General features: G+C 46.7%; 21 protein-coding genes and 1 other annotated feature (1 of these 22 cut by a window edge). Of the genes, 17 read left to right on the top strand and 4 right to left on the bottom strand.

The window, feature by feature from the left end:
* Nucleotides 1-170, top strand: a binding site (T-box leader) (it extends 73 nt beyond the left edge of the window).
* Nucleotides 171-466: 296 nt separating this feature from the next.
* Nucleotides 467-1,729, top strand: a complete 1,263-nt coding sequence (gene tyrS, locus MHI38_RS04330; RefSeq protein WP_154890493.1) for a tyrosine--tRNA ligase — start codon at nt 467-469, stop codon at nt 1,727-1,729.
* A 99-nt stretch (nt 1,730-1,828) separates the two neighbouring features.
* On the opposite strand, the gene MHI38_RS04325 is transcribed toward tyrS, so the two are convergent.
* The 4 genes from MHI38_RS04325 to MHI38_RS04310 form a co-directional block, all read right to left on the bottom strand.
* Nucleotides 1,829-2,110: a YxcD family protein gene (locus MHI38_RS04325; protein WP_090916857.1), complete on the bottom strand. Its 282-nt coding sequence runs from the start codon at nt 2,108-2,110 to the stop codon at nt 1,829-1,831.
* Between the two features lie 5 nt (nt 2,111-2,115).
* The gene (locus MHI38_RS04320; protein ID WP_090916855.1) at nt 2,116-2,616 is read right to left on the bottom strand and encodes a hypothetical protein; all 501 of its coding nucleotides are present in this window, start codon (nt 2,614-2,616) and stop codon (nt 2,116-2,118) included.
* Nucleotides 2,617-2,715: 99 nt separating this feature from the next.
* Nucleotides 2,716-3,282, bottom strand: a complete 567-nt coding sequence (locus tag MHI38_RS04315; protein WP_090916853.1) for a PadR family transcriptional regulator — start codon at nt 3,280-3,282, stop codon at nt 2,716-2,718.
* A gap of 174 nt (nt 3,283-3,456) precedes the next feature.
* Complete coding sequence (locus MHI38_RS04310) at nt 3,457-4,032, bottom strand: beta-class carbonic anhydrase (RefSeq protein WP_090916851.1); 576 nt, start codon at nt 4,030-4,032, stop codon at nt 3,457-3,459.
* A gap of 224 nt (nt 4,033-4,256) precedes the next feature.
* Here MHI38_RS04310 and MHI38_RS04305 point away from each other — a divergent pair, with 224 nt between their 5' ends.
* From MHI38_RS04305 to hflX, 16 genes are all read left to right on the top strand, one after another.
* Nucleotides 4,257-5,771 carry a carboxypeptidase M32 gene (locus MHI38_RS04305; RefSeq protein ID WP_154890492.1) on the top strand — a complete coding sequence of 505 codons (1,515 nt, stop codon included), beginning with the start codon at nt 4,257-4,259 and terminating at the stop codon, nt 5,769-5,771.
* Nucleotides 5,772-5,903: 132 nt separating this feature from the next.
* A complete protein-coding gene (locus tag MHI38_RS04300; RefSeq protein ID WP_154890491.1) occupies nt 5,904-6,911 on the top strand; it encodes an ABC transporter substrate-binding protein in 1,008 nt (335 codons plus the stop codon).
* 6 nt (nt 6,912-6,917) lie between these two features.
* On the top strand, nt 6,918-7,712 hold the full coding sequence (locus MHI38_RS04295; protein WP_090916844.1) for an ABC transporter ATP-binding protein: 795 nt from the start codon (nt 6,918-6,920) through the stop codon (nt 7,710-7,712).
* Nucleotides 7,713-7,792: 80 nt separating this feature from the next.
* Nucleotides 7,793-8,557: an ABC transporter permease gene (locus MHI38_RS04290; RefSeq protein ID WP_090917310.1), complete on the top strand. Its 765-nt coding sequence runs from the start codon at nt 7,793-7,795 to the stop codon at nt 8,555-8,557.
* Between the two features lie 356 nt (nt 8,558-8,913).
* A complete protein-coding gene (locus MHI38_RS04285; RefSeq protein WP_090916842.1) occupies nt 8,914-9,894 on the top strand; it encodes an aromatic acid exporter family protein in 981 nt (326 codons plus the stop codon).
* 72 nt (nt 9,895-9,966) lie between these two features.
* The gene (locus MHI38_RS04280) at nt 9,967-10,527 is read left to right on the top strand and encodes an outer spore coat protein CotE (protein ID WP_090916840.1); all 561 of its coding nucleotides are present in this window, start codon (nt 9,967-9,969) and stop codon (nt 10,525-10,527) included.
* 216 nt (nt 10,528-10,743) lie between these two features.
* Complete coding sequence (locus MHI38_RS04275) at nt 10,744-11,994, top strand: putative amidoligase domain-containing protein (protein WP_253493829.1); 1,251 nt, start codon at nt 10,744-10,746, stop codon at nt 11,992-11,994.
* A 202-nt stretch (nt 11,995-12,196) separates the two neighbouring features.
* Entirely contained in the window at nt 12,197-14,944 is a 2,748-nt protein-coding gene (gene mutS / locus MHI38_RS04270; protein WP_154890490.1) for a DNA mismatch repair protein MutS, read from the top strand.
* Nucleotides 14,945-14,966: 22 nt separating this feature from the next.
* On the top strand, nt 14,967-17,264 hold the full coding sequence (gene mutL, locus MHI38_RS04265; protein ID WP_154890489.1) for a DNA mismatch repair endonuclease MutL: 2,298 nt from the start codon (nt 14,967-14,969) through the stop codon (nt 17,262-17,264).
* A gap of 17 nt (nt 17,265-17,281) precedes the next feature.
* Complete coding sequence (locus tag MHI38_RS04260; protein WP_154890488.1) at nt 17,282-18,067, top strand: class I SAM-dependent methyltransferase; 786 nt, start codon at nt 17,282-17,284, stop codon at nt 18,065-18,067.
* Nucleotides 18,048-19,004, top strand: a complete 957-nt coding sequence (miaA, locus tag MHI38_RS04255; RefSeq protein ID WP_154890487.1) for a tRNA (adenosine(37)-N6)-dimethylallyltransferase MiaA — start codon at nt 18,048-18,050, stop codon at nt 19,002-19,004. Before MHI38_RS04260 ends, miaA begins: the two co-directional genes overlap by 20 nt.
* 544 nt (nt 19,005-19,548) lie before the next feature.
* Complete coding sequence (gene hfq, locus MHI38_RS04250) at nt 19,549-19,791, top strand: RNA chaperone Hfq (protein ID WP_090916826.1); 243 nt, start codon at nt 19,549-19,551, stop codon at nt 19,789-19,791.
* A 167-nt stretch (nt 19,792-19,958) separates the two neighbouring features.
* Complete coding sequence (locus MHI38_RS04245; protein WP_154890486.1) at nt 19,959-22,631, top strand: PBP1A family penicillin-binding protein; 2,673 nt, start codon at nt 19,959-19,961, stop codon at nt 22,629-22,631.
* 299 nt (nt 22,632-22,930) lie between these two features.
* Nucleotides 22,931-23,494, top strand: coding sequence for a DUF402 domain-containing protein (locus MHI38_RS04240; RefSeq protein ID WP_090916821.1), 564 nt, complete (start codon nt 22,931-22,933; stop codon nt 23,492-23,494).
* A gap of 113 nt (nt 23,495-23,607) precedes the next feature.
* Nucleotides 23,608-24,579 carry an AAA family ATPase gene (locus tag MHI38_RS04235; RefSeq protein WP_154890485.1) on the top strand — a complete coding sequence of 324 codons (972 nt, stop codon included), beginning with the start codon at nt 23,608-23,610 and terminating at the stop codon, nt 24,577-24,579.
* 112 nt (nt 24,580-24,691) lie between these two features.
* Nucleotides 24,692-25,978 carry a GTPase HflX gene (hflX, locus tag MHI38_RS04230; protein WP_154890484.1) on the top strand — a complete coding sequence of 429 codons (1,287 nt, stop codon included), beginning with the start codon at nt 24,692-24,694 and terminating at the stop codon, nt 25,976-25,978.
* Nucleotides 25,979-26,031: the final 53 nt, after the last annotated feature.

Here is a 26,031-nt window from a genome sequence, read left to right as displayed (position 1 = left end):
CATACAAGGGCTGCGAATTACACTCTGGAGTACTTGGGTAATGCCAAGCGGATGGGCAAACGATAACTTGCTGAAAGTGGTATGGATCGCTATTTCTTGAACATATGAATGTTCGGAGAGGTTGTCCATGCAATTTGGGTGGTACCACGGTTATTCTAATCGTCCCTGTGTCTGTGAAGACAAGGCGGCGATTTTTTTGTGTCCAAAATACCACTTGCAATGTTAGTTCCAGATAAGTTGAACTAATTTTACACTTTAACGGAGAGGACAGAAAAAACCTGAAAAAGCGAAGCGTTCGCCTTTATCACCGGATTTTCCCCTTTGGGAAAGGGAACCAAAAAAATCTGGGGATAACAGCGATTGGAGGGTTATTCTGTCATCGAAGTGGACGGTGTAAATTCCTTGGTTCAACTTATATAGAACGTAAGTCATGACTGAATTTTGATGATGAAAAGGGGTTATTACAATGAACATTATTGACGAACTACAGTGGCGCGACGCCATTAATCAACAAACGGATGCGGAAGGGCTACGTGAACTGACGGAGACCAAAGCGATCTCCCTGTACTGTGGTGTAGATCCGACAGGTGACAGTATGCATATCGGACACTTGATTCCGTTTATGATGCTGAAACGTTTCCAATTGGCAGGGCACCGTCCGGTAATTCTTATAGGCGGCGCAACGGGTACGATTGGTGACCCGAGTGGTCGTCAGTCCGAACGTTCTTTGCAGACGTTGGAGCAAGTGCAAGAGAATGTAGACGCGTTAACGGCACAGATGAAAAAGTTGTTTGTTACCGAAGGTGACAATCAGGTTCGCATGGTTAACAACTACGACTGGACACATAAGATTAACGTTATCGAGTTCCTGCGTGACTACGGGAAAAACTTTAACCTGAACACCATGCTGGCAAAAGATGTCGTAGCAAGCCGTCTTGAAGGCGGAATTTCATTCACGGAATTCTCCTACCAGATTCTGCAATCTCTAGATTACCTTCACCTGTTCCAAACGGAGGATGTACAACTACAGATTGGTGGATCTGACCAATGGGGTAATATTACGAGCGGTCTGGATCTGATTCGTAAAAAAGAAGGCTCAGAATCGAAAGCTTACGGCTTGACCATCCCACTGATGCTGAAGTCGGACGGTACAAAATTTGGTAAAACAGCTGGTGGTGCGATCTGGCTTGATCCGAATAAAACGACACCGTTTGAATTCTACCAATTCTGGGCGAATACAGATGACCGGGATGTGATTAAATACTTGAAATACTTCACATTCCTGAGCAAAGAAGAAATCGAAGCCTTGGCTGAGAAAGTTGAAACAGAGCCGCATAAACGTGATGCGCAGAAAGCCTTGGCAGAGGAAATGACCAAGTTCGTTCACGGCGAAGAGATGCTGGAGCAGGCAAAACGTATTACAGCAGCTTTGTTCAGCGGAGATATTCGTTCCCTGACAGCAGATGAGATCGAGCAGGGTTTCAAGGAAATGCCAACATACGAAACAGACGGTGAAGCTAAAAATATTGTAGACTGGCTTGTTGATCTTGGTTTGGAGCCTTCCAAACGCCAAGCTCGTGAGGATGTGACCAAGGGAGCCATCTCTATGAACGGCGAAAAAATAACCGAGCTTGAATTTACGGTATCTGCAGAGCACGCGATTGGCGGTAAATTTATCATCATCCGTAAAGGTAAAAAGAACTACAGCCTGGTTAAGCTTCAAGCATAGTTATTTGCAAATCAAGCAACCAAAAAGACCGTCTCCCATGCTGTCAGATGACAGAGGGGAGACGGTCTTTTGTATAACAAGCTAGAAGCTAGCCGTATTTTAATGTTGATTGACAATCGCAGTAATCTCTTCATCCAGATCCAAGGTAACATCTTCACGATACGCACGAATGTTGTACTCGCTGTGCAAGTAGCGAAGAATCGCTTCGATCATGTTGGATTCTACCAGGAACTGACTGCGACCTTGAATCCAGACTTCTGCGGAATAACCTGTATCTTCTTCCCAGCTTAACTCCACATTTACGTCCGTAGGACGCACACCTTTACGCTCTGCCATGTGAATGCAAATTGCATTCACAATCTCATCCATACTTAGAACCATAGAGCTTAGTACCGTCCGTTTCTGTTACGATCATCATCACGATCGTCACGGCGGTCATAACGACCATCCGCAGCAGGTTTACGACGATTTGTAATGGCTCTGAACAATGCCATAGCCAGCATAACAATCAACATAATTGCGGCTACGTTCACGAGCAATCCAAGAATGTTACCCAGTGCTCCCATACCGCCAAATAGTCCGCCGAACAACATACCTGCCAGACCACCCAGCATCATACCTTTCATGAAGCCGCCGCCACCGCCAAAGAATCCACCACGGTTATTTGCCGCTGCGCCAGTATTGGAATTGTTACGGGAATTGGACTGACTTACGTTATTGTCTGATTTCTTAGGGGTATTCGTGTAACTCTTCGTACCGGATTTGAACCCGCCGCCGCCTCGTCTTGCATCAGCACTGTCCGGATTCGTAACACCAACCGTCGCGAACAGTAGTGTGAATGCCATGAAAACCATCATTAGATGTTTAATTCCGAATTTTTTCTTCATTGTATAGATCGTAACCCCCTGAATAAATTTGTTTAACTCCCCAAAATGGGCCTTACTCTAGTAATACGGGTCAACCTGCTGGAACGTTTCAAAATTAATTTAAATTTCTGAAATACTTGGACTCGGGTCTTGAATAGCCGCTTGACCATCGAGAAGCTGGGTGACCCAATGACACCATTCCAACCCCGTCTGGGCATGCATTAACCCTTTTTGCACCAAAATGTAACTTCCAAAATCCCGGTTGCCTACCCGAAGATTATCCTGCGGTATCCGTGATTTCAATTCTTCGAAATACCGTATACGTTCCATGAACCAGCTTTTCCGCTCATTCAGGATACGTCTCATGCTTCCATCTTCGGCAATACCTACACAAAGAATGCGAAGATTAAATTCATCGCGCGTAACGGGTGCCGTAACCGGAGTAATCATCCACTCCAGTAACTTCTGAATGCCTTTTTCCGTAACTGCATACATTTTTTTGTCCGGTTTGTCAGACTGTTGTACCCAGCGGGAGGCGAGTAACTCTTCGTTTTCCATTTTGGACAGGAGCGGGTAGATCTGGCTGTGTTTGGCCTGCCAATGCGGCTGAATCTTCAGCATTAGATCATAACCGGAAGACTCCTCGCGGGTAAGCAGCCCGAGTAATCCGTAGGAAAGTATGTTCATGCACATGTCTCCTTAATATTAGGGCTGGGCCAACGAAACAACCCTTGTTTTGTTTCGTTGACCGCTTTCATAAAAGTGTACACTGAAACTGTATGGTTTGACAACCTGACAGGATAACTGCCTTAATTTAGACAAAAAAAAGTACGAACCAAGAAGGTCCGCACTCCAAACCATTTAGAGAGATGCCTGTTGTCCATACCCGTCAGCGACAAGATCAAGCTCGCCTGTGGCAGAGTCAATCACCATACCGTGAACAGGTACATTGGGAGGAAGTAATGGATGCTTTTTAATCACGTCCACAGTTCCTTTTACCCCTTCTTCAACACTATCAAACCCGCGCAGCCACTTTTGCAGACGAATGCCGGAATTTTCAAGCGTAGACATGACCTCTTCGGAAATTCCACGTTCTGTCATGTGACCAATCATTGTTTCGGCATGCAGGGAAGCCATACCACATTCTGTATGACCTACCACAAGCACCTCATCGGCGCCCAATTCATAGATAGCAACCAATACAGAACGCATAACACTACCAAAAGGTTGGGAGATAATTGCACCTGCATTTTTGATGATTTTTACATCGCCATTTTTCAGGTTCATCGCTTTCGGCAACATCTCTACAAGACGGGTATCCATACAAGTGATGATGACCATCTTTTTGGTTGGAAACTTGCTAGCCGTATACTTCTCGTATTCTTTAGTCTCGACAAATGATTTGTTGTAAGCCAAAATCTCTTGAATGTTGTTCATGTCCATTGCCTCCTGTTATCCAATACGACGAGCACGGCCATTTGCATGAGATGCAGCTTGTCCTACACGCCTTTGATTAATTAGAGCACCGCAGTCAGTAGACCGCGCTATCCCTATTTTAGAAGCATAATGCATTATACTTCTGTCAAAAGTTGATTATACGCAATGCAAAAAGTATCATCAATAGGGTGTACAAATTTTTTTTGAAGAGGTGAACGGTAACCATGGACAAACAAACACAGCAACATTTGCAATCTTTCCTTATTCTGGCCCGTAAAATAAAAAGTTATCACGAAGCCATTGGTTTGCTTCACTGGGATTTACGCACAGGAGCACCGAAAAAAGGCGTTCCAACTCGCTCCGAGACGCTGGGATTGCTCTCTACTGAGGCATTCAAACTGCAAACCTCCGCTGAGATGAAAACTTATCTAGATACGTTGACTGAGCCGGATGTGCTGGAGCAACTCGAAGACACCGACCGCCGCCAAGTGGAGGAGTGCAAGAAGGAGTATGATCGCAGTCAGTCGGTTCCACCTGAGAAAGTTCAAGCCTATACCGTACTTACTGCCAAATCCGAGACGGCTTGGGAAGATGCCAAACATAACAGTGACTATGCCGGATTCTCACCATATCTCACCGACATCGTGAAACTTAAACAGGAGTTTATTGACTATTGGGGTGTCAAGGATACAAGGTATGATACACTACTGGACATGTACGAACCCGGATTGACTGTGGAAAAGGTAGATGCTGTATTCGCCCGCCTCAAAGCGCGTCTCGTTCCACTACAAGAGAAAATCAATGCGGCTGAGAATAAGCCTAATACTGATTTTCTGAATCAAATTTTTGACACCAAACAGCAGGAGAAGTTCAGTCTGTTTATTCTGGAACAGATGGGATACGACTTTGAAGCAGGCCGTCTTGACGAAAGTGTGCATCCATTTGCTACAGGTTTGAATTCCGGTGACGTTCGAATAACGACTAACTATTTACAGGATGATGTAACCAGTGCGATCTTTAGTTCTCTGCACGAAGGCGGGCACGCACTATATGAGCAAAATATTGATGAGAGTCTTGCCGGTACGCTTCTTGCCGAAGGCACATCGATGGGTATCCACGAATCTCAATCCCGTCTTTGGGAAAATATGATCGGACGCAGTCTACCTTTCTGGACACGTTATTATAAAGATCTACAGCAACATTTCCCGCAACTGAGCGAAGTGAAGCTGGAAGATTTCTACCGTGCAATAAACCGGGTGGAGAGTTCTCTGATCCGGATTGAAGCAGACGAGCTGACTTACAATCTGCATATCATTATTCGATATGAGATTGAGAAAATGCTTTATAATGAAGGGTTGGAAGTGAAGGATCTGCCAGAAACATGGAATAAAAAATACAAGGAATACCTCGGAATTCTGCCAACCAACGATGGTGAGGGTGTGCTTCAGGATGTACACTGGTCCGGTGGAGATTTCGGTTATTTTGCTTCTTATTCTTTAGGCAATATGTATGCTGCACAGATTATGCATACGTTACGTCGGGAGATGCCGGAGCTGGATCGTCTGATTGAAGAAGGGAATCTGATTCCAATCAAAGAGTGGCTTACAGACAAGATTTATCGCTACGGTAAGAGCCGCACCCCTTCCGAACTCATAGTTGCAGTGACAGGTGAAGAACTGAATCCGGATTATTTGGCAGACTATTTGGAAGCCAAGTATGCTGAGATTTATAAATTATAAAGCGTCTGAATGAAGGTCAGCCAGAAAATTCTGGTTGACCTTTTTTTGTGTGCAAGTTCTTAACCTTTTACTGGGCCTCGGCATATTCATAGTAAAGAGAAACTGCTGAACTCAGAAAAGGAGGGAAATCGAATGAAATATACGCCATGGTTTGTCCGGGGGATTGTAATTGTGTTGATTCTCATTGTAGCGCTGACGAGCTGCAATAAGGAAGAGAATGAAGCCAAGATTACGATTGGTGAAGTGACTCGTTCTGTATTTTATGCACCGGAATATGTAGCCGCGGCTCAAGGTTTTTTTGCAGAAGAAGGGATTGAAGTGGATATCCAAACAACGGCTGGTGGAGATAAAACGATGGCGGCATTGCTCGCAGGTTCGGTAGATATTGCACTGGTTGGTGCAGAAACATCCATCTATGTCTATCAACAAGGGGCAGAAGACCCGGTCATTAACTTTGCTCAGCTCACGCAGACCGACGGAACGTTCTTATTCGCACGAAATGCACAAGACAGCTTTGATTGGGAACAATTGAGGCAAAGTGTATTTCTCGGACAGCGCAAGGGTGGCATGCCGCAAATGGCCGGGGAGTTTGTTTTAAACAAACATGGCATTAACCCGTCAAGTGATCTGGAATTGATTCAGAATGTGGATTTCGCGAATATTGCTTCTGCCTTTGCTTCAGGCACAGGGGATTATGTACAGCTATTTGAACCGCAGGCATCGATCTTTGAACAGGAGGGCCGGGGTAAAGTGGTGGCATCGTTCGGAACGGAAAGCGGGCATCTGCCTTATACGGTTTTTATGACCAAACAAAGTTATCTGAATGAAAACAAAGAACTTGTACAAAAATTCACGAATGCATTGCACAAGGCTCAACTTTGGGTAGATTCTCATACAGCGGAGGAGATTGCACAAGTGATCACCCCATTTTTCAAAGACATTGATCCAGCGATTCTGACCAGCAGCGTAAGCCGGTATAAGGAACAAGGCACGTATGCCACAGATCCGATCATTGATGGCGATGAGTGGAACAATCTGCTGAATGTCATGAGCGCTGCCGGAGAATTAAAAGAGCGGGTTGAATTGAACACCATTGTTGATCCGTCTTTTGCAGAACAGGCGCTCCAGGGAAGGAAGTGAGGAGCAATGCCTGATTCCGGGAACGTGATTCGACTGGACAATATTTCTCAAGTGTATGTCAGTGAACGCGAAGCATCACTCGTCATCGAGGATTTGAATCTGGAGATCAAACAAGGAGAGTTCGTCAGTCTGGTGGGACCAAGTGGTTGCGGAAAAACAACGCTATTGTCGATCATCGCCGGACTGCTAAAACCCACCCGGGGAAAGGTTGAAGTCGAAGGCAAGCATGTTCAAGGTCCCTCTGCCAATATGGGTTATATGTTGCAACAGGACTATCTGTTCCCCTGGCGGACGATTCTGGATAATGCACTGATTGGGCTTGAGTTGACAGGAAATCTGGACGCACAGAGCAGAGAGCGTACCCGTGAACTTCTCGTTAGTATGGGACTTGGCGGGACAGAAGAGCAGTACCCCTCTGAATTGTCGGGTGGCATGAGGCAACGGGTAGCCCTCGTTCGAACATTGGCCACAGACCCTGCGATACTCTTGCTTGATGAGCCGTTCTCGGCCTTGGATTATCAAACCAAACTACAACTGGAAGATCTTGTATCGGATACGTTAAAACAGTATGGCAAAACTTCCGTGCTGGTCACACACGATTTGTCTGAAGCTATTGCAGTCAGCGACCGGGTCATCGTACTTGACCGCAACCCCGGACGCATTCGGCGTGAATTCGATATTCCTGAACAGATTCGGCTGGCACAGCCTTTCCATGCAAGGGAGCAGGCAGGCTTTAATGAGTTGTTCCAGTCACTCTGGGATGAACTTGTTCAGTCTGGAGGAGGTGAGAAAGATACGTGAGTCAGAAAATTCCAGATCAAGGAAAGCAGGAAGTACGTGAAATTTGGCTGGAAGAACTCCATCGTGACCATCATCGTAGGATGGTTAGATGGCGGCAACATATTTTTGCGGTTCAGCTGTCCATGTTAGTCGCTATGTTTTTACTCTGGGAGCTGGCGGGCAGATTACGGTGGATTGATGTATTGCTCTTCAGTTATCCGAGTAAAATCTTTGCTCAGATTGGCAAGGATGTCGTCAGCGGCGAAATATGGGCACATGTCGGGGTAACCGTAGGTGAAACGGTCGTTGGATTTTTACTGGGGACACTTGTCGGAACGTTGCTTGCTGTTCTGATCTGGTGGTCTCCTTTTTTGTCCAAAGTGCTCGATCCTTATATGGTTGTGTTCAACAGCATGCCTAAGGTCGCGCTCGGTCCGATTTTTATCGTTATGTTCGGGGCAGGATTTACAGCCATTGTGATGACAACCCTCTCTATTACGGTCATCATTACAACGCTCGTTGTGTACAACAGCTTTAATGAAGTGGATCCCAATTATGTGAAGGTTATTCGCACGTTTGGCGGTGAACGATCTGAAATTTTTGCCAAAGTTGTGTTTCCTGCTTCATTCCCCACAATTGTATCTACGTTAAAAGTCAATGTGGGTATGGCCTGGGTTGGGGTCATCGTCGGTGAGTTTCTGGTCGCCAAACAGGGTCTGGGATATTTAATCATCTACGGATTCCAGGTGTTCAACTTCACACTTGTGTTATCAAGCCTGCTCATTATTGCAGTCGTAGCTACCGCTATGTATCAACTGGTTGTATATGCAGAACGCAAGTTACTATCGTCTGGTCGTAGATCATAGCTCGAAAATGAAAAGTGACTGACAGAGCCATTTTACAAGTATTCATCATATGTATACAATTTCACAAGAGGTGTCACGTTGCCCCCAATTGTAAAATCAAGTAGGATATTTGATGGAAGGAAAACCTTCATGCCGGGCAGAAACACATGGGATGAGTATAGGTCGGTTAGAGGTTTAGACTCTTTCGGTTATCGCAATTGAAAGGGCAGTGTTTCTTCTTCGTGGCATGTTTCTGTGACCGGCATGTGTTGTGCATGCCGGTTGATGTCGTCTAGTTTGTAACCGGTTGAGTCATACTAAACAGGGGACATATGGGCCGCGAACTTTTGTACAGCTTAGAGGAGATGGAATGTTAAATGGGGTTTAGAGTCATTAAAACGGCAATCGCAGCGCTGATGGCTGTACTGATAGCGGACTGGTGCCGCCTGCCAGGACCAACGTCAGCAGGCTTGCTTGCGATTCTGGGTGTGGATGTTACACGAAAAAGGAGTATTCGAACGATATCGGCACGTTTTTTTGCATCCGTGGTTGGCCTTTTGTTTGCAAGTGTACTTTTTCACTTTCTCGGCTTCCATTATTGGGTGTTGGGCGTATACATACTCACGGCTTTTCCGGTGATTGTTCGGGTGGGCTTTAAGGAAGGTATTGTGACAGGTTCAGTCGTGGTGTTTCGGGTATTTAGCGGTGGAGAGATGGATGTGCATGTCATTCTTGTACAGATTGCGCTGCTCTTGATCGGCCTTGGTTCAGCGATGGTTGTGAATCTGGCTTATATGCCTGCGGCTGATCCACAGATGTTCCGGATACGCAAACGGATTGACGAATTGTTCTCGAAAATTTTCCGGGAGTTCGCCACAACGTTGCGTAACCCCAATGAAGTATGGGCGGGCAAAGAATTAATTGAAGCGGATAAAGCCGTACTCGGCGGAATTGAAGCGGCCAAACGTTCACTGGAGAATCAGGTCATTCATCCAAATGAAGGCTGGAGCGTATACTTTTATATGCGTAAAACCCAGCTGGATTCCATACAGCACATGATGCATCTTGTATCCCAGGTCTATCAGAAAATGCCTCATGCCGAGATGGTAGCGGAGCTGTTCGATCAGCTCAGTCAGGACGTGTTGACCGAATCGTACACGGGACGAACGGAAAAGTTGCTTGCTGATGTGCAGGAAGAATTCAGACAAATGGAGTTGCCGGATACAAGGGAAGAATTCGAGATGCGTTCCGCTATTCTCCAGCTGTGCCGCGAGCTCTCCATGTATCTGAAAATCGCCAAGAAGGACAAAGCGCCTTCTCCAATCTCAGACCGCTCGCAATCTGTAAACGAATCATAGAAAATAGTTGTCACCCTAGACGGATGTCCTGCATACACTTGTAGTGAATGATTGTATGGAGGAGGTTTAAAGATGTCATTGAGTCATAAACATCAATGTAGAGAGATTATCACGAAGGCGATCTGCGGCAAAGGTCGTAAGTTCTCTACCGTAACACATACCGTGACTCCGCCCAATGGTCCGACCAGCATTTTGGGGGCTTGGATTATCAACCACCAGTATGAAGCCGTATCGGCGGGGGACGGGATTGAAGTTATTGGTACTTACGATATCAACATTTGGTATTCCTACGACAAAAATTCACAGACAGATGTAGCTAAAGAAACGGTATCGTATGTAGAACATGTACCTTTGTCCTATCTAGACCCGAAACACCGGACTTCCACTGTAGAGGTATCTGCGGATGCAACGCAGGAGCCTAGCTGTGTGGAAGCCACAGTGTCCTCGGGGGGCGGCAGCGTAATTATCCGGGTTGAGCGGGAATTCGCTGTAGAGCTTGTGGCTGAAACGAAAGTCTGTGTCAAGGTATGCACGGATGGCTGCGGTGATTACGAAGACAAGGATTATGACTATGGCAGCGCGGATGGAGACTATGATGATCTCGATCCAGACCTGCTGGATGATGAGTTGTAAATCGCTCATCCGAAAAGGGAAAGTGAATGTTCATAACCTAAGGTATCATATGCACCATAAGGTGCGGCGAAGAGGGCGTAAGCCCTCTTTCTTTCATAAAGTACAAAAAATGGGTTGTGACGAGCCTGATTATGTGCCTGAAGAGTTTAACGGGAAGGCTCCGCAGCTGCGGGGTCTTTTTTTGATAAGCAAGAACATGGCGAAGGGAGGGACGGAATGGACTTCATGGAAGAAGCCGAAAAGGGTGTTCAAGCTTATACACGTCTGGGCGCTGGCGAACGGATAACGCGTTTAAAACAGGCAGGGATCGAAGTGCTGTCCATGAGTGAGCAACGTAAGCGGGAAGCTGGACTCCGTGTGCGGTATGATGTGCATATCAGCTGCCTTCAGGCCATTCGGATTATACGCAGAGACACGAGCGGAATGGGAGCGAGACAGGAAAGCGAACTGGACCGTGAAGCGTCATCATCTGTTTATAAACGGGTAGAGCGCCTTGCGATCAAGACGTTGTATACATTAGGTCTAGATCATGGGGCTGTCCGTTTGGAAGCTTCGGGTAATGGCGGGTGTGCAGTCATTTCGGTTAATCCCGACCCGTGGAAAGGTGTAACAGACCTTGCTCTGCTTTATAGGGAAAGCTGGCAGCAACATCAGACGTTATTGAACCAGGAGCGGCAGGAGAACCTGGTTCCTGTGCTCGGCATGGACCCTGAGTTTCTACTGGTGCAGATGCCTGAGTCCAAAATTGTACCTGCTTCTCGTTTTCTCGAACGCACGGGTATCGCAGGCTGTGATTCAGTAACGATTGGTGGCAGACGGGTGTACCCCGTTGCCGAGCTTCGTCCAGCTCCGAGTGCAGAACCGCGTGAGTTGTTGTCGCATTTATTGCGAGCCTTTGCGGTTGCCTCACGCAGCATAAGTGACTCCTCTTTGATCTGGCAGGCAGGTGGAATGCCGCAACGAGGATTGCCGCTAGGTGGCCACATTCATTTTAGTCGCTTGCATCTAACGGGGGGATTACTCCGTGCTCTGGATAATTATTTGGCACTACCACTGGCAGTGTTGCAAGATCCACGCGGATCAGGAAGAAGACCAAGGTACGGAACGTTAGGTGACTTTCGTCTGAAAGCCTATGGTGGATTCGAATATCGGACACTGCCGAGTTTTCTTGTTTCGCCGGTTGTTGCTAAAGGGGTTGTTGCTCTTGCAGGTCTGATTGCATGCCACTACGATCTGTTAAAACAGCGTCCTTTAGCAGAGGAGAAGGTTCATTCCGCGTTTTACGAAGGACAGCGTCATGTCATGATGACCTGTATCCCGTCACTGATGGACGATCTGAAACAGTTACCCGGATACGCTAGGTATGAACGATATGCTGCGCCTCTCATGAGGCAATTCAAACGGGGGCATACCTGGGATGAGAGCCGGGATATTCGTAAACTTTGGAATATTCGGGCAGGCTCATGAAGAAGCGTCATTTTTTTGTTATAATGAAATATAGGACTTTTAATACGTTAAGATACGGAAGATATGAAGCAGTAAGCCCATGAAGGAACAGGCGGATAGCCGAACATAAGGCGGAGGTGCGCGATCTTGGTGCCTGACCGCCTTATTGCCTTCCAGGGAACTTTCTTCCTGACATCATAGGAACGGATGGTGGATCGATATCATGGCTCAGTACACGCCAATGATTCAACAATATTTGCAAGTGAAATCCGAAGCACAGGATGCATTTCTTTTTTTCAGATTAGGTGATTTCTACGAAATGTTCTTCGATGACGCAATCAATGCTGCAAGAGAACTGGAGATCACGTTAACAGCACGCAACGGAGGCACAGACGACAAAATTCCGATGTGTGGCGTGCCCTATCATTCGGCGGAAAATTACATACAGCGTCTGATTGAGAAAGGGTATAAAGTAGCTATCTGCGAGCAGATGGAAGATCCGACAGTAACCAAAGGCATGGTACGCCGCGAGATTGTTCGTGTCGTTACACCCGGAACGGTGATGGAAGGAAAGACGCTGGGGGACAAGTCTAACAACTACATGGTATGTCTAACCGGTAACCAAAACACGCTCGCTCTTGCTGCCTGTGACCTCTCTACAGGAGAACTGTACGTCACATCAGTTCCATACTCCAAGGAGTGGCTTAAGGACGAAATTGGCATCTATGAGCCGTCTGAACTTGTTGGAGATGAAGCCCTGCTGGAGCTCGTAGAATCCGAATCATCTCCAATCGGCCGTCCGGTAGTCTATACCGCATGGACTAAAAGCAAGGAAGACCTCGTGCGTCAGCAGTTTGGCGAGTCGGTATGGGCAAGGCTGGAGCCGGAGCGTCAAGCATGTGTAGCACGTCTTTTCTCGTATCTAAGTGAAACGCAGAAGCGCTCGCTCGGACAATTGACACAAATCTCTACGTATGAGCCGGATCATTATATGATTCTTGATCCGTTTACACGCCGTAATCTGGAGCTTGTAGAAACGGTGCGAGAACGTTCGAAGAAAGGCTCCCTGCTGTGGTTGCTGGATCGCACGGAGACGTCCATGGGCGCCCGCATGATGCGGCGCTGGGTGGATAAACCTCTTTTGCAAAAAGGAAAGATCAATGAAAGACTGGAAGCAGTAGATACCTTGTATAACCAGTTTATTCTTCGTGAGGATCTGCGAGCTGAGCTGAAAGACATCTATGACTTGGAACGTCTGGTGGGACGAATTGCTTTTGGGAATGCGAATGGTCGTGACCTGAACGCGCTCAAATCGTCACTGGACAAAATTCCGAGTCTGCGCCACCACTGCGCGGCATCTTCGTCTGTAACGCTCCAGCATATCGCTGAAATGATGGATGATTGCGCTGATTTGCGTGATGCGATTGGACAGGCTATCGTGGATGAACCGCCCGTGTCGGTTAAAGATGGGGGCTTGATCCGCGAAGGATACCACGCCCGTCTGGATGAGCTTCGGGAAGCTTCGGTGAATGGTAAACAGTGGATTGCCGAGCTGGAAGCAAGAGAACGTGAAGCAACGGGCATCCGCTCGCTGAAAATCGGGTACAACAAGGTGTTCGGTTATTATATTGAAATCACTAAATCGAATCTTGCTTCACTTCCTGAAGGACGGTATGAGCGTAAACAAACACTTGCGAACGCTGAACGATATATTACACCTGAACTGAAAGAGAAGGAGACACTCATTCTTGAAGCTCAGGACAAAATGGTCGATATCGAGTACGGTCTGTTTGCAGAGCTACGTGAACGTCTTAATCAAGAGATTGCACGTCTACAAAAGCTTGCTGAGCAAGTGGCTGAAATTGACGTATATCAATCGTTTGCAGTGATTAGTGCAGAGCGTAACTTTGTGCGTCCCGTATTGACAGATGGATATAATCTGGTCGTCGAGCAAGGACGGCATCCGGTCGTGGAGGCCGTCATGCGTGATGGGGCGTTTATTGCAAACCATACTGCGATGACTGAGGAGGAGGCACGTATTCTGCTGATTACCGGACCGAATATGGCTGGTAAAAGTACGTACATGAGACAAGTTGCACTCATCTCGATTCTGGCGCAGATTGGTTGTTTTGTCCCTGCTGGTCAAGCTGAAGTTCCGATCATGGATCGTATCTTCACACGGATCGGTGCTGCTGATGATCTGATCGGTGGTCAGAGTACGTTTATGGTGGAGATGGCCGATATTCAGGTCATGACCGAAAAAGCAACGCCGCGCAGTCTCATCATCATCGATGAGTTGGGCCGAGGGACTTCCACCAGTGAAGGCATGGCGATAGCACAATCGGTCATTGAATATGTACATGACGTGATCGGCTGTAAAGCTCTTGTATCCACCCACTTTCATGAGCTGGCTCATCTGGAGGAAAGTCTGGACAAGCTGGCAAATTATTCGATGGCAGTTCAGGAGAGCGGTGACAAAGTAAACTTCCTGCGCAAGTTGATTACGGGTGCGGCAAGTAGCAGTTACGGCATCTATTGTGCAAGGCTTGCGGGTCTCCCTGATAGCATTATTGAGCGTGCTAATGGACTACTGCATGGTTTCGAACAAGCAGCCTCACAGGTAGCGGTTGGCAGTGAGTTTGTGAGTGAGAACAGAGCGTCATCCGAACAGTTGGCAAAGGTGCAAGCGGCGACTCGTTTGGAGTCATCGAACGTTGCGGAGGAGCCGTTCATTCGGGAGGAAAGCCCGAAGAATCTATCCAAACAGGGACAGCAGGAGGTTGTACAGCTGTCGATCTTCGACGACGAGCAGTCAGCAACTGTGCAACCTACAAAAACAGTTATAGTTGAAGATAAACCTGCACGCGAACTGATCCGTCATATGAAAGAAATTGATGTGATGAACATGACGCCTTTGCAGGCGATGCAAATCTTGAATGAACTTAAATTAAAGGCACAGCAATTATCCTGATTAACCGGGAGGAGGAGAATCTGTGGCTAAAATTCATGTGCTTGATGAACATATTGCCAACCAGATTGCGGCGGGTGAGGTGGTTGAACGGCCTGCATCTGTCGTAAAGGAACTGCTGGAGAATGCAGTGGATGCAGGGGCCACCAAGATTGAAGTGGCAGTGGAGGAAGGCGGTCTGCTTCGCATCCGGGTAAAGGATAACGGCTCAGGCATAGAGCCGGATGATCTGGAGACAGCTTTCTACCGCCATGCGACCAGTAAAATAACCCACGGACGTGACCTGTTTCAGATCACAAGTCTCGGGTTCCGCGGAGAGGCGCTGCCAAGTATTGCAGCCGTCTCCAAGGTGGAAGTGCTGACCGCTAGTGGAGACGACGGGCGGGGACGACGAATCGTGATTGAAGGCGGCAAGCTCTGCACTCACGAGGATGCTGCATCACCACAAGGAACGGAATTTGTGGTTAAGGAGTTATTTTACAATACGCCTGCAAGACTAAAGTATATGAAAACCATTCAGACCGAGCTGGGACACATCTCGGATGTGTTATATCGGATGGCGATGTCGCATCCGCATATTTCGTTCACTCTTCGGCACAATGAGAATACGTTACTGCAAACGCTGGGTAATGGTGATCTGTTACAAGTGGTTGCGGCGATCTATGGTACGAGTGCGGCTAAAGCGATGCTGCCTATTGAGGGCGAAAATCTGGATTACAAGATCAGCGGTTTGATCAGTCTGCCGGAATGGACACGTGCGAATCGTGCGGGGATGTCAACGATTGTGAACGGACGATATATTCGCAACTATGGATTAAATCAGGCGATTCTGAAAGCCTATCACACGTTGCTCCCTATTAATCGTTTTCCGCTCGTGGTACTGCAGTTGGAAATGCATCCTTCACTCGTGGACGTGAACGTTCACCCGGCGAAGCTGGAGGTTCGCTTTAGCAAAGAGGCGGAACTATACGAGTTTGTGGAAACCACGTTGCGTGGGATTTTAAGACAAGAGGTATTGATTCCGCAAGTAAGGAAACAGCAAATTAGACGTGGAGATGACAGTTCATTTATCCAAGAACAATTTTTGTTCCCTCGTGGACCCGTGAAAGAGCAGGAAGTAAGTGAAGGATATGGCCAACAAGGACCGCTTGGTAAACCGGTTTTAGAAGATGATCATTCCGACCTGGATGCGCCAGCGGAAATTGAATCAGGAGCAGGAATAGCTACAGTAACAGGAGTCGGCGCAGGAAATGGGTCAGAACCAGCATTACAGCAAAGTTCTTCCGATTTCTCGCAATCGGCTCCTTTGCCCGAAGTACCACCGGAATCTACTCCAGCGTACGGTTCGCTCGATCTGTTGAATGGAGCCCAGTTCGATAAAAGGAATGATTCTGAGCAGGAGAGTAAGGGGGAGTTTCAAGGTGTAGACTCTCCTGTACCTTCAGATGCCCATATAACTGAATATCAACGTGAGAATCCAGGCCAACATTCTCGGAACAATGTGGGTGAAAGTGCAGATGTGCGTGCCGACAAAGTAGCTGCTACGAGCACATCTGAAACCCCAGCGGCTACCGGGATCCAAACCGAAGCGTATCGTGCGCCATCTTACGGCGCTCCAGTAAGGGAAAGCCGTACGCCATACACATCGGCAGGTCAAAAAGGAGAGCGTAGCTGGAAAAAAGCATCGATACCTGATCCGGTCAAACTGTCGGCTGCAATGCACGCAGATCCTTCTATGCCTGCGTTCCCTGAACTTAGTCTGATTGGTCAGCATCACGGAACGTACTTGATCGCACAAAACGATGAAGGGTTATATTTGATCGACCAGCATGCGGCGCATGAACGGGTAAATTACGAGTACTATTACGAACAGTTTGGCAATCCGGCTCAGGCCTCACAGGAGCTGCTACTGCCGATTACCCTTGAATTCACACCTTCCGAGACAGAAAAGCTAAAAGCAAGACTCGCCTGGTTTGAACAAGCGGGGGTATATCTGGAGCATTTCGGCGGCCAAACCTTCCGTGTGCGTTCTCATCCTTACTGGTTCCCTAAAGGGGACGAAAAAGACATTATCGAGGAAATGTCGGAATGGGTGCTCAGTGAACGAAGTATTGATGTGGCTAAAATGCGTGAAGCCGCATCGATTATGTGCTCCTGCAAAGCTTCCATCAAAGCGAATCAAAAGCTTACCGACCGGGAAGCTGAAGTGTTGATTCAGCGTCTGGGTTCATGCCGGCAGCCATATACGTGTCCGCATGGGCGACCGATTGTGATTTCGTTTTCAACATATGATCTGGAAAAATTATTTAAACGAGTGATGTAGTTTTATAGGGGGATATTATGTATATAACGACGGGTGACAAGGAGGCGGCTTCTCTGGTAGAACGTGCGCGCGCATTGGCCGCTAAGACTGGAGGCACCTATGTAGCACGCAACAGAACATCTCTGCCCAAATTGCTTGAGCAGTATAAGGTTCAGGAGATTCTGGTGGTGCTGAAAGGGAGAGCGCGATTGTTCCGGAAAGATGCATCCGAGCTTGAATTTCACCCGAGTATGGGATTTGTACGTGCCAAACGTGTGTTACGGGGAGAATCTGATCCGATGCTGGAAGCAGGTGCTGTTCGCGAAGGAGATACGGTTGTGGATTGTACCGCAGGGCTTGGCTCGGATTCACTCGTTTTTGCGGTGGCGACAGGTGTTCGAGGGCATGTGATTGCCTGTGAAAGCTCCGCGCCACTCTATACACTTTTACTTGATGGCATGTCCCATTATGAGAGCAACGAACCATCCATAGACGAGGCGTTCCGGCGCATTGAACTGCGAAATCAGGATCATCTGGAACTGCTTCGTTCATTGCCTGACCATAGCTGTGATACGGTTTATTTTGATCCGATGTTTCGTGAACCGATGATGGATTCGAGTGCAATCAAGCCTTTACGGGACTATGCCAATGCCCGTGCATTAGCCGAAGAGAGTATTAAAGAGGCGAAGAGAGTCGCACGCAAGCGAGTGGTCATGAAAGAAAAACGCGGCAGCGCAGAGTTTGAAAGGCTTGGATTCCAGGTGCTGGATCGGGCGAATGCAAAAACCTTGTACGGAGTGATTAATGTTGAAACCGGAAGTTGAAAAAAAACCAAAGCTACTGGTGCTGGTTGGACCGACAGCTGTAGGCAAAACAAGATTGAGCATTGAGCTGGCACAGGCTTTTAACTGTGAAATCATATCGGGAGATTCCATGCAGGTTTATCGTGAGATGGATATCGGAACGGCGAAAATAACGACGGAAGAAATGAAGGGCATTCCCCATCATCTGATTGACATTCATGAGCCGGAGTATCCGTATTCCGTAGCGGAGTTTCAGGAAAGCTGCACACGTTTGATTCCTGAAATTCATGCACGGGGTAAACTGCCCTTTATCGTGGGTGGCACGGGTTTGTACGTGGAATCGGTTTGTTATGGCTTTCAATTTTCGGACAGTGGCTCAGATGAAGCTTTCAGGGAAGAGCAGTTCAGTTATGCTCAGCAGCATGGGGCACAGGCACTTCATGATCGGCTCAGGGAAGTTGATCCAGCCAGTGCGGATCGTCTTCATGCGAATGACCAACGGCGAATTGTACGTGCGCTCGAAATTTTCCATCTTACAGGAGAGAAATGGTCAGAGCAGCTGGCTGTTCAGAAAAAAGAGTCTCCGTACGATCTACTCATCATCGGTTTGACGATGGATCGCCAGAAGTTATATGCACGAGTCGAAGAGCGAATCGATCTGATGATCGAGCAAGGGCTGGTCGATGAGGTAAAAGCGTTGCTGGAACGCGGAGTCGCGCGAGGTCATATTTCTATGCAGGGCTTGGGATACAAGGAGATTGCTGCATATTTGCAAGGTGAAGTTAGCTGGGATGCTGCGGTAGAGTGGCTTAAAAGGGATACACGCCGCTTTGCGAAACGTCAGTTGTCCTGGTTCCGTCATATGAAAGATATTCACTGGGTGGACATGACGGACACCGGGAATTTTGAAGGCCAGTTTAAGCAAATAAATGATTTGATTACACATACATGGAAATAAACTTAGTCAGGCAAGACCTCTACTTTTCGATGAAAAGCTGGAGGTTTTTTTATTTTTGATTAGGTATGCTACCCATATATGAAAAAGGGTTCTATCAATATGATTCAAATCGTTGATTTCAGGATAAGATTAAAGTGATCATTCTTCGGAAATCTGAGGTTTTGAGATCGAAGGTAGGGGGAACTGATCTGCTATTCAGTCTGCTACGTAACGTTCTCATAGAGCAAATGGTCGTTCCTGTGTGGAACCATTTACTAGTAGTGTGATATTACTTAACACGGTATAACGCATTAAAACTTGTTTAGTGAAGCCTTGTTATACGGTTATTACGTGAAATTTGTTCCTCTTTTGCAAATCTGTAAGGCAGTGTATAATGGATAAGTCTACTAATTTTATAGCCTCTCCTCTGGGAGATGTGAAAAAGGGACAAGGGGTTTTTGTGGATTATATGAAACTGTTCATGATATAATAGCACGAAAGCTACTCAGCGATATTGAATAATACTTACACTACGAATTCAAATGAACCAATGGGGGTACGGCTAATGAACAAGTCCATCAACATCCAAGATACGTTCTTGAACCAACTGCGGAAAGAAAACATTCCGGCTACGGTCTATCTGACCAATGGCTTCCAAATCCGCGGGACGATCAAGGCATTTGACAATTTTACGATCGTCATTGACAGCGACGGACGCCAGCAAATGGTCTACAAGCATGCCATCTCCACGTTCACGCCGCAACGCAGCGTATCGCTGATGCAGCAAGACAACGGCGGCGAAGCTTAAAAAATCCGAAACCTTTTCACAAACCATTTCGTCTACAAGTATAGGTATTGAAACAGAGCAACCTAATAAGGGTTGTTCTTTTCATTCCGGGCAAAATAGGTTTAATATAAGCTTGTGCTCGCCAGAGAAATAGAAAACATGCAACTGAAAGGGAGTCAGGAGGTAACATGCCAAACGATCCGTTATCGAGGTCTAATAATCGCAACACCAATAACAAGTCAAACCAAAAAGCGAAACCTAAGACCTCTAAAAAGAAAAAAATTACGGGGAAACGCGTTGGATGGACTTTGTTTTTCACCATGGCAGTCGCCATATTCTGTGCGCTAGGCGGATATTTGTTTATTTTGATTAGTGGTGAACGCCTGCTTACAGCCAACATGGATAAAACAACAATCAATGAAACGTCAAAGGTTTATGATCGCAACAATAATATTATGGGCGAGCTGTCCATCAAAAAGCTGGAGCCTGTGGAATCCGATGATATTCCGAAATTGGTCAAAGAAGCCTTTGTTGCTACAGAGGATAAACGATTCTATGAGCACCAAGGGGTAGATATCTGGTCCATTGGTCGTGCAGCCGTCAAAGATATCATGGCACGTTCCATGGTAGAGGGCGGTAGTACGCTGACCCAGCAACTGGCCAAAAATATGTTTCTGTCGCGTGATAAAACGTTCTTCCGGAAAGCAACCGAGGTATCGATTGCGATGGCGCTGGAACGTAAGTTTTCCAAAGATGAGATTTTGACGATGTACCTGAACCGGATTTTCTTTGGCCATCAGCGTTATGGAATCAAGGCTGCATCGGAGTTTTATTTTGGAAAGAGTAACCTGAACGACCTTAAGCTGTGGCAGATCGCTACACTGGCTGCTATGCCTAAAGGGCCATCTGCATACAATCCGCTGAGTAATCCAAATGATTCGAAAACGCGTCGGGGCGTAGTATTGCAATTAATGTATGAGCAAGGTTACATCACCGAGGCGGAGATGAACGAAGCGAAGGCCGTGGTTTATAAATATACGCCGCCTGAGAAAGACAGAAAGTATCAAGCCTTTATTGACTATGTGCTCCGTGAAGCAGAGCGTGTAACGGGCATGACGGAAGACGATCTCAATATTGGCGGTTTCAAAATCTATACAACGATGGATGCGCAGGCTCAAACAGCAGTGGAGAATGCTTTCTCGGATGACAGTTTGTTTGAGGCAAGCAAGGATGATCAACAGGTTCAAGGTTCGATGGTGATTATGAATCATGAAAATGGCAGTCTTGTTGCCTTGTTAGGTGGACGTGATTATCAGACCAAAGGATATAGTCGTGTAACGCAAAGTCGGAGACAGCCAGGGTCAGCGTTTAAACCAATTGTATCTTACGCTCCTGCTCTGGAGACAGGAAAATACAGTGCGAACTCGCCGCTGAGCAATGAGAAGCAGTGTTTCGGAAATTATTGTCCGGGTAACCTGCATGGATACTCTTCTACGATCAGTATGACCGATGCCATAACAAAATCGGAAAATATACCTGCTGTATGGTTACTGGATAAGATCGGGGTAAATACGGGAGTTAATTTTGCGAAAAGTGTAGGCATTCAGCTGACGGACCAAGACAAAAACCTGGCAATCGCTCTGGGTGGTCTTAGCAAAGGTACGAATACACTGGAGATGGCTCAAGCTTACAGTTCCTTTGCTAACCTTGGTGAGTATCAGCAAGCCTACTCCATAAAAAGTATTGTGGATAGTAGCGAGAAAACCATTTACAAACATGATAAATCAGAAACCAAACGTGTGATGAGTGAACAGAACGCATATCAACTTACGCAGATGTTGCAAAACGTAGTAAATGACGGTACCGGACGCTCCGCTCGTCTGGATCGGCCAGTAGCCGGTAAAACGGGAACTGTGCAAAGTGGTATTGCTGGCAACAGTTCGAACCGTGACGTATGGTTTGTCGGGTACACTCCTGAGTGGACTGGTGCTGTCTGGATGGGTTATGACAATCCGGATGCAAAACATATGCTTAAGAACAGCAGTAAGCTGTCTGCAGCGTTTTTCGCCAAAGTCATGGGAGATGCATTAAAAGGTGTCCCTGTGAAAGAGTTCAAAACGCCAGCTGGCGGTCAGGCACCTCCTCCCGTGGAGCAACCACAGCAACCGACATTATCAGTGAGCGGATTGAATGGATCCTATGATCCATCTACTCAGACCGTTTCACTTAGCTGGACTGGAACTGGAGATGCGAATACGCAGTATCGTGTCTACCGGAAGGAGACATCGGAAGCTCAGTTTACTCATCTGATCGATGCTGTTGGCTCAACAAGTGCGCAGGATTTAAGCGCATTACCTGGGCTAACCTATGAGTATTATGTAACGGCTTATGATACGGCTTCCGCACAGGAAACTAGCCCATCCAATACCATTTCGCTTATGATCGAAGCTCAGGAGATTAATCCGCAGCAACCAGATCCAGGTACAGATCCTGAAACAGGTACAGATCCTGAAGTGCCAGGTACGGATAATCCGGACAATGGTGTGGGCGATAATGGTAACCCGAATGGTAACAATGGTAATGGAAGCGAGAATGGCAACAATGGCAATGGGAATAACGGAAACAACGGAAATGGTAATGGCAACAATGGTAACAATGGTGGATCAGGTCCTGGGAATAGTCAACCGGACGGTGGTGGTACTCCGCCAGGACAAGAAACGACTGATCCTGGAAGTGACGGCTCAAGTGATGGTGGAGTGAGTACACCGGGTCAAGTCGTTACACCACCAGACAGTGGAACCGGTGGAGACGGCGCAGGAACAGAAGTTCCTTCTACCCCTCAATCCGGTTCGGGAGGATAAAAATCCTGTTTCACAATAGTATATATGTGTACTCAACTGCTTCCCGGTTCGCCGGTGAAGCAGTTTTTGTTTTGTATGAACAAAAGGAAGGTTACAATTCGATATCCAAGATCATGTGAACTATGAATAGCAACATAACAAGCTTAGTTTTGAGTGTATCCTTTAAATATGGTAAGCTGTAGCTATTCGTAATACGTTGTATAGAGCAGATTCATAGCACTTGTTCTCTAGTAGACGTATAAATGTTCACCAATCCAAAATGCAGATCATAGATCTGCAGTCGGCAAAGAGGGGTTCGTATGAAACGGAAATTCGGGGATCGCGCAAACTGGCGCCGGATTACGAACCGACAATTTACATGCCGGTTCGTTCAGTCCAAAATTTTCACAGGTTACATTACGCTGTACACCATACAGGATTTAAAAGAACCCTTGTGGAAGACGTATGGAGGTACAACCTTCTGTATTGCTGACAAGGGATACTCCTGGCTACAGTACTATCCGAAGGGAGAACACTTTGTTGTTACAGCCATGTTTGATGATCAGCAGCAAATTGTAGAGTGGTACATCGATACTTGCCGTAGCCAGGGAATTACCGATCAGGGTGTTCCTTGGTTTGATGACCTCTACTTGGACGTTGTTGTGCTGAAGGACGGAGAGATCTTTTTGCTGGATGAGGATGAGCTTGAGGATGCCTTGTCACGGAAACATATTACAACCGGAGATTATGATCTCGCGAATAAAACGGCGAAGGAGCTGCTCCATGCCATTGATGCTCATGTGTTCCCATACTTTCAGTTATCACTGAAGCACAGACAAACGTTATTTGAGAACGGGGAGTTTCGCAAAAACATCCAGGTCTAAAACGAATTTTTCTGACCAGAACTTTTCTTGTACATCCTTCTAATATCTGGACACCTGATAGAATACATTAATAATCAGGAGAGATCAGCCCGATAAAATAGAGGTGATGGCGAATGAACGGACGGGTCATGGCTGCAGGAGGGCAACCGGGAGGCAGACCATCCAGGCAAATTAATGTGGTACTACGTAACCAGGAACCTCAAATACTCGCTAAAGATGAAGCACTCTCGGTACAAGCGGCTAAAAGTATAACAAAGCATGCGCATTTTCAGGAGATTCAGGGTGAACTTGAGCAACTGGTGGGACTCGAAAATATCAAAGATTTGGTGTTCGAAATTTATGCATTTCTTCAGATTGCGCAGATGCGCTCCGAGGCAGGTCTGCTAAGTGGTGCACACGTGTATCATATGATCTTTAAAGGCAACCCCGGAACGGGCAAAACCACGGTAGCCAGAATCGTAGCCAAAATGTTTCAGAAGATGGGCGTGCTGAACAAAGGACATCTTATTGAAGTGGAACGTGCTGACCTTGTGGGGGAATATATTGGTCATACGGCTCAGAAGACCAGAGATTTGGTTAAGAAAGCCCTTGGAGGCATTTTGTTTATCGATGAGGCGTACAGTCTGGCTCGCGGCGGGGAGAAAGATTTTGGCAAGGAAGCGATCGATACACTTGTAAAATCAATGGAGGACCATAAAAACCAGTTTATTCTGATCTTGGCGGGATACTCGGAAGAAATTGATTTTTTTCTACAAACGAATCCAGGTTTACCTTCTCGCTTTCCGATTCAGGTTGAATTTCCAGACTATACGATTGACCAGTTGATCCAAATCTCTGAGATTATGGCCAAAGAGCGTGATTATATTTTGATGCCTCAGACCATACTCAAGTTAAAGCAACATCTTCTTCAGGAGAAGAATGATTCGTTGCACGCGTTCAGTAACGCCAGGTATGTAAGGAATGCAATCGAGAGATCAATCCGGCATCAGGCTGTTCGTTTGCTGGAGCAGTACTCGGATGGAAGTCCGGGTAAGCTGGAGCTCATGACTATTCGTACAGAAGATTTGAAGTTTGAACGAAAGTAAGCGATAATAACCTTTTAACAGAGCCGGCCGGGCTAACCGGTTCGGCTTTAACCATGCCACGGGCATTTCGTGGTTTAATGTATTTATACGGAGCAGGGGAGTTGGTATATATATGACAATGGGCACGCACGATACAGATACAACCAAAAAAGACCGCGCAATATTGGTCAGTCTGGTTACCGATGAAGTGAAGCGTTCAGGCATTAATCATGAGTATTCATTACAGGAACTTGTGAAGCTGGCTGAAACCGCAGGCGTTGAAGTTCTCAGTGTATTAACCCAGAACCGGGAAACAAGGGACACGAAATGGTTTATTGGTAAAGGTAAAGTGGAAGAACTGCGTTTGGTTGCAGACGAGCTGGGAGCAACGACAGCTATTTTTGATCAGGAGTTGTCTGGCGCTCAGGTTCGAAATCTGGAAGAGGCTTTGGATCTGAAAATTATTGACCGTACACAGCTTATTTTGGATATCTTTGCGCAACGTGCCAGTACACGGGAAGGGATCATTCAGGTAGAACTGGCGCAACATAGCTACTTGTTGCCGCGTTTATCGGGGCATGGTAAAAACTTGTCACGACTTGGGGGCGGCATCGGGACAAGAGGCCCAGGTGAGAGCAAGCTGGAGACAGACCGTCGTCACATCCGGGGACGGATCGATGATCTAAAGCGTCACCTCGAGGAAGTCACACGTCATCGTAAACTGCACAGAGAGCGTCGTAAAAAAACTGGGATTATTCAAGTTGCTTTAGTAGGTTACACAAATGCAGGTAAATCAACATTGTTGAAGCAGTTAACCGCAGCGGATGTATATATTCAGGATCAACTTTTTGCTACGCTCGATCCAACATCACGTACAATGGAGCTACCGAGTGGTAAAGAAATTGTACTGACGGATACCGTTGGTTTTATTCAAAATTTACCTCACGATTTGGTTGCGGCTTTCCGCGCGACATTGGAAGAAGTGAATGAGGCTGATCTGATTTTACATGTTGTAGACGCTTCATCCGAAATGCGTGACGATCAGATGAGCACAGTTCATACCATTTTGCAGCAACTTGGTGCAGGGGACAAGCCTCAGCTTGTTCTGTATAACAAAAAAGATGCCTGCACGCCGGAACAACTACAGATGCTTCCTTTGGATAAAAAGCATATTAAAATAAGTGCACTTGATGAATCAGATTTGATCAAGGTTCGTGAACTGATTCAAGCGGAACTGACAGGCGATACGAAGCGATTCCGTATTCCGGCGGAACGTGGGGATCTGACATCTGTACTCTATAAAATCGGAGACGTTGTAGGAACGGAATATGATGAGAACGATGTTATCTATCAAGTCGAGCTGCAAAAAGGTGAATATGAGAAGTTTGCATATTTACTCGAAGATTTCATTGAACTGTAATATTCATGACATATTAATGTGATAAGTTGACACGAGAATTGATTCGAATGCGT

The organism is Paenibacillus sp. FSL K6-1558, from assembly GCF_038002565.1.
GTDB classification, from domain to species: Bacteria; Bacillota; Bacilli; order Paenibacillales; family Paenibacillaceae; genus Paenibacillus; species Paenibacillus polysaccharolyticus.
Note: the sequence above shows the minus strand (reverse complement) of the source record. Positions and strands in the feature narration are given on the sequence as shown.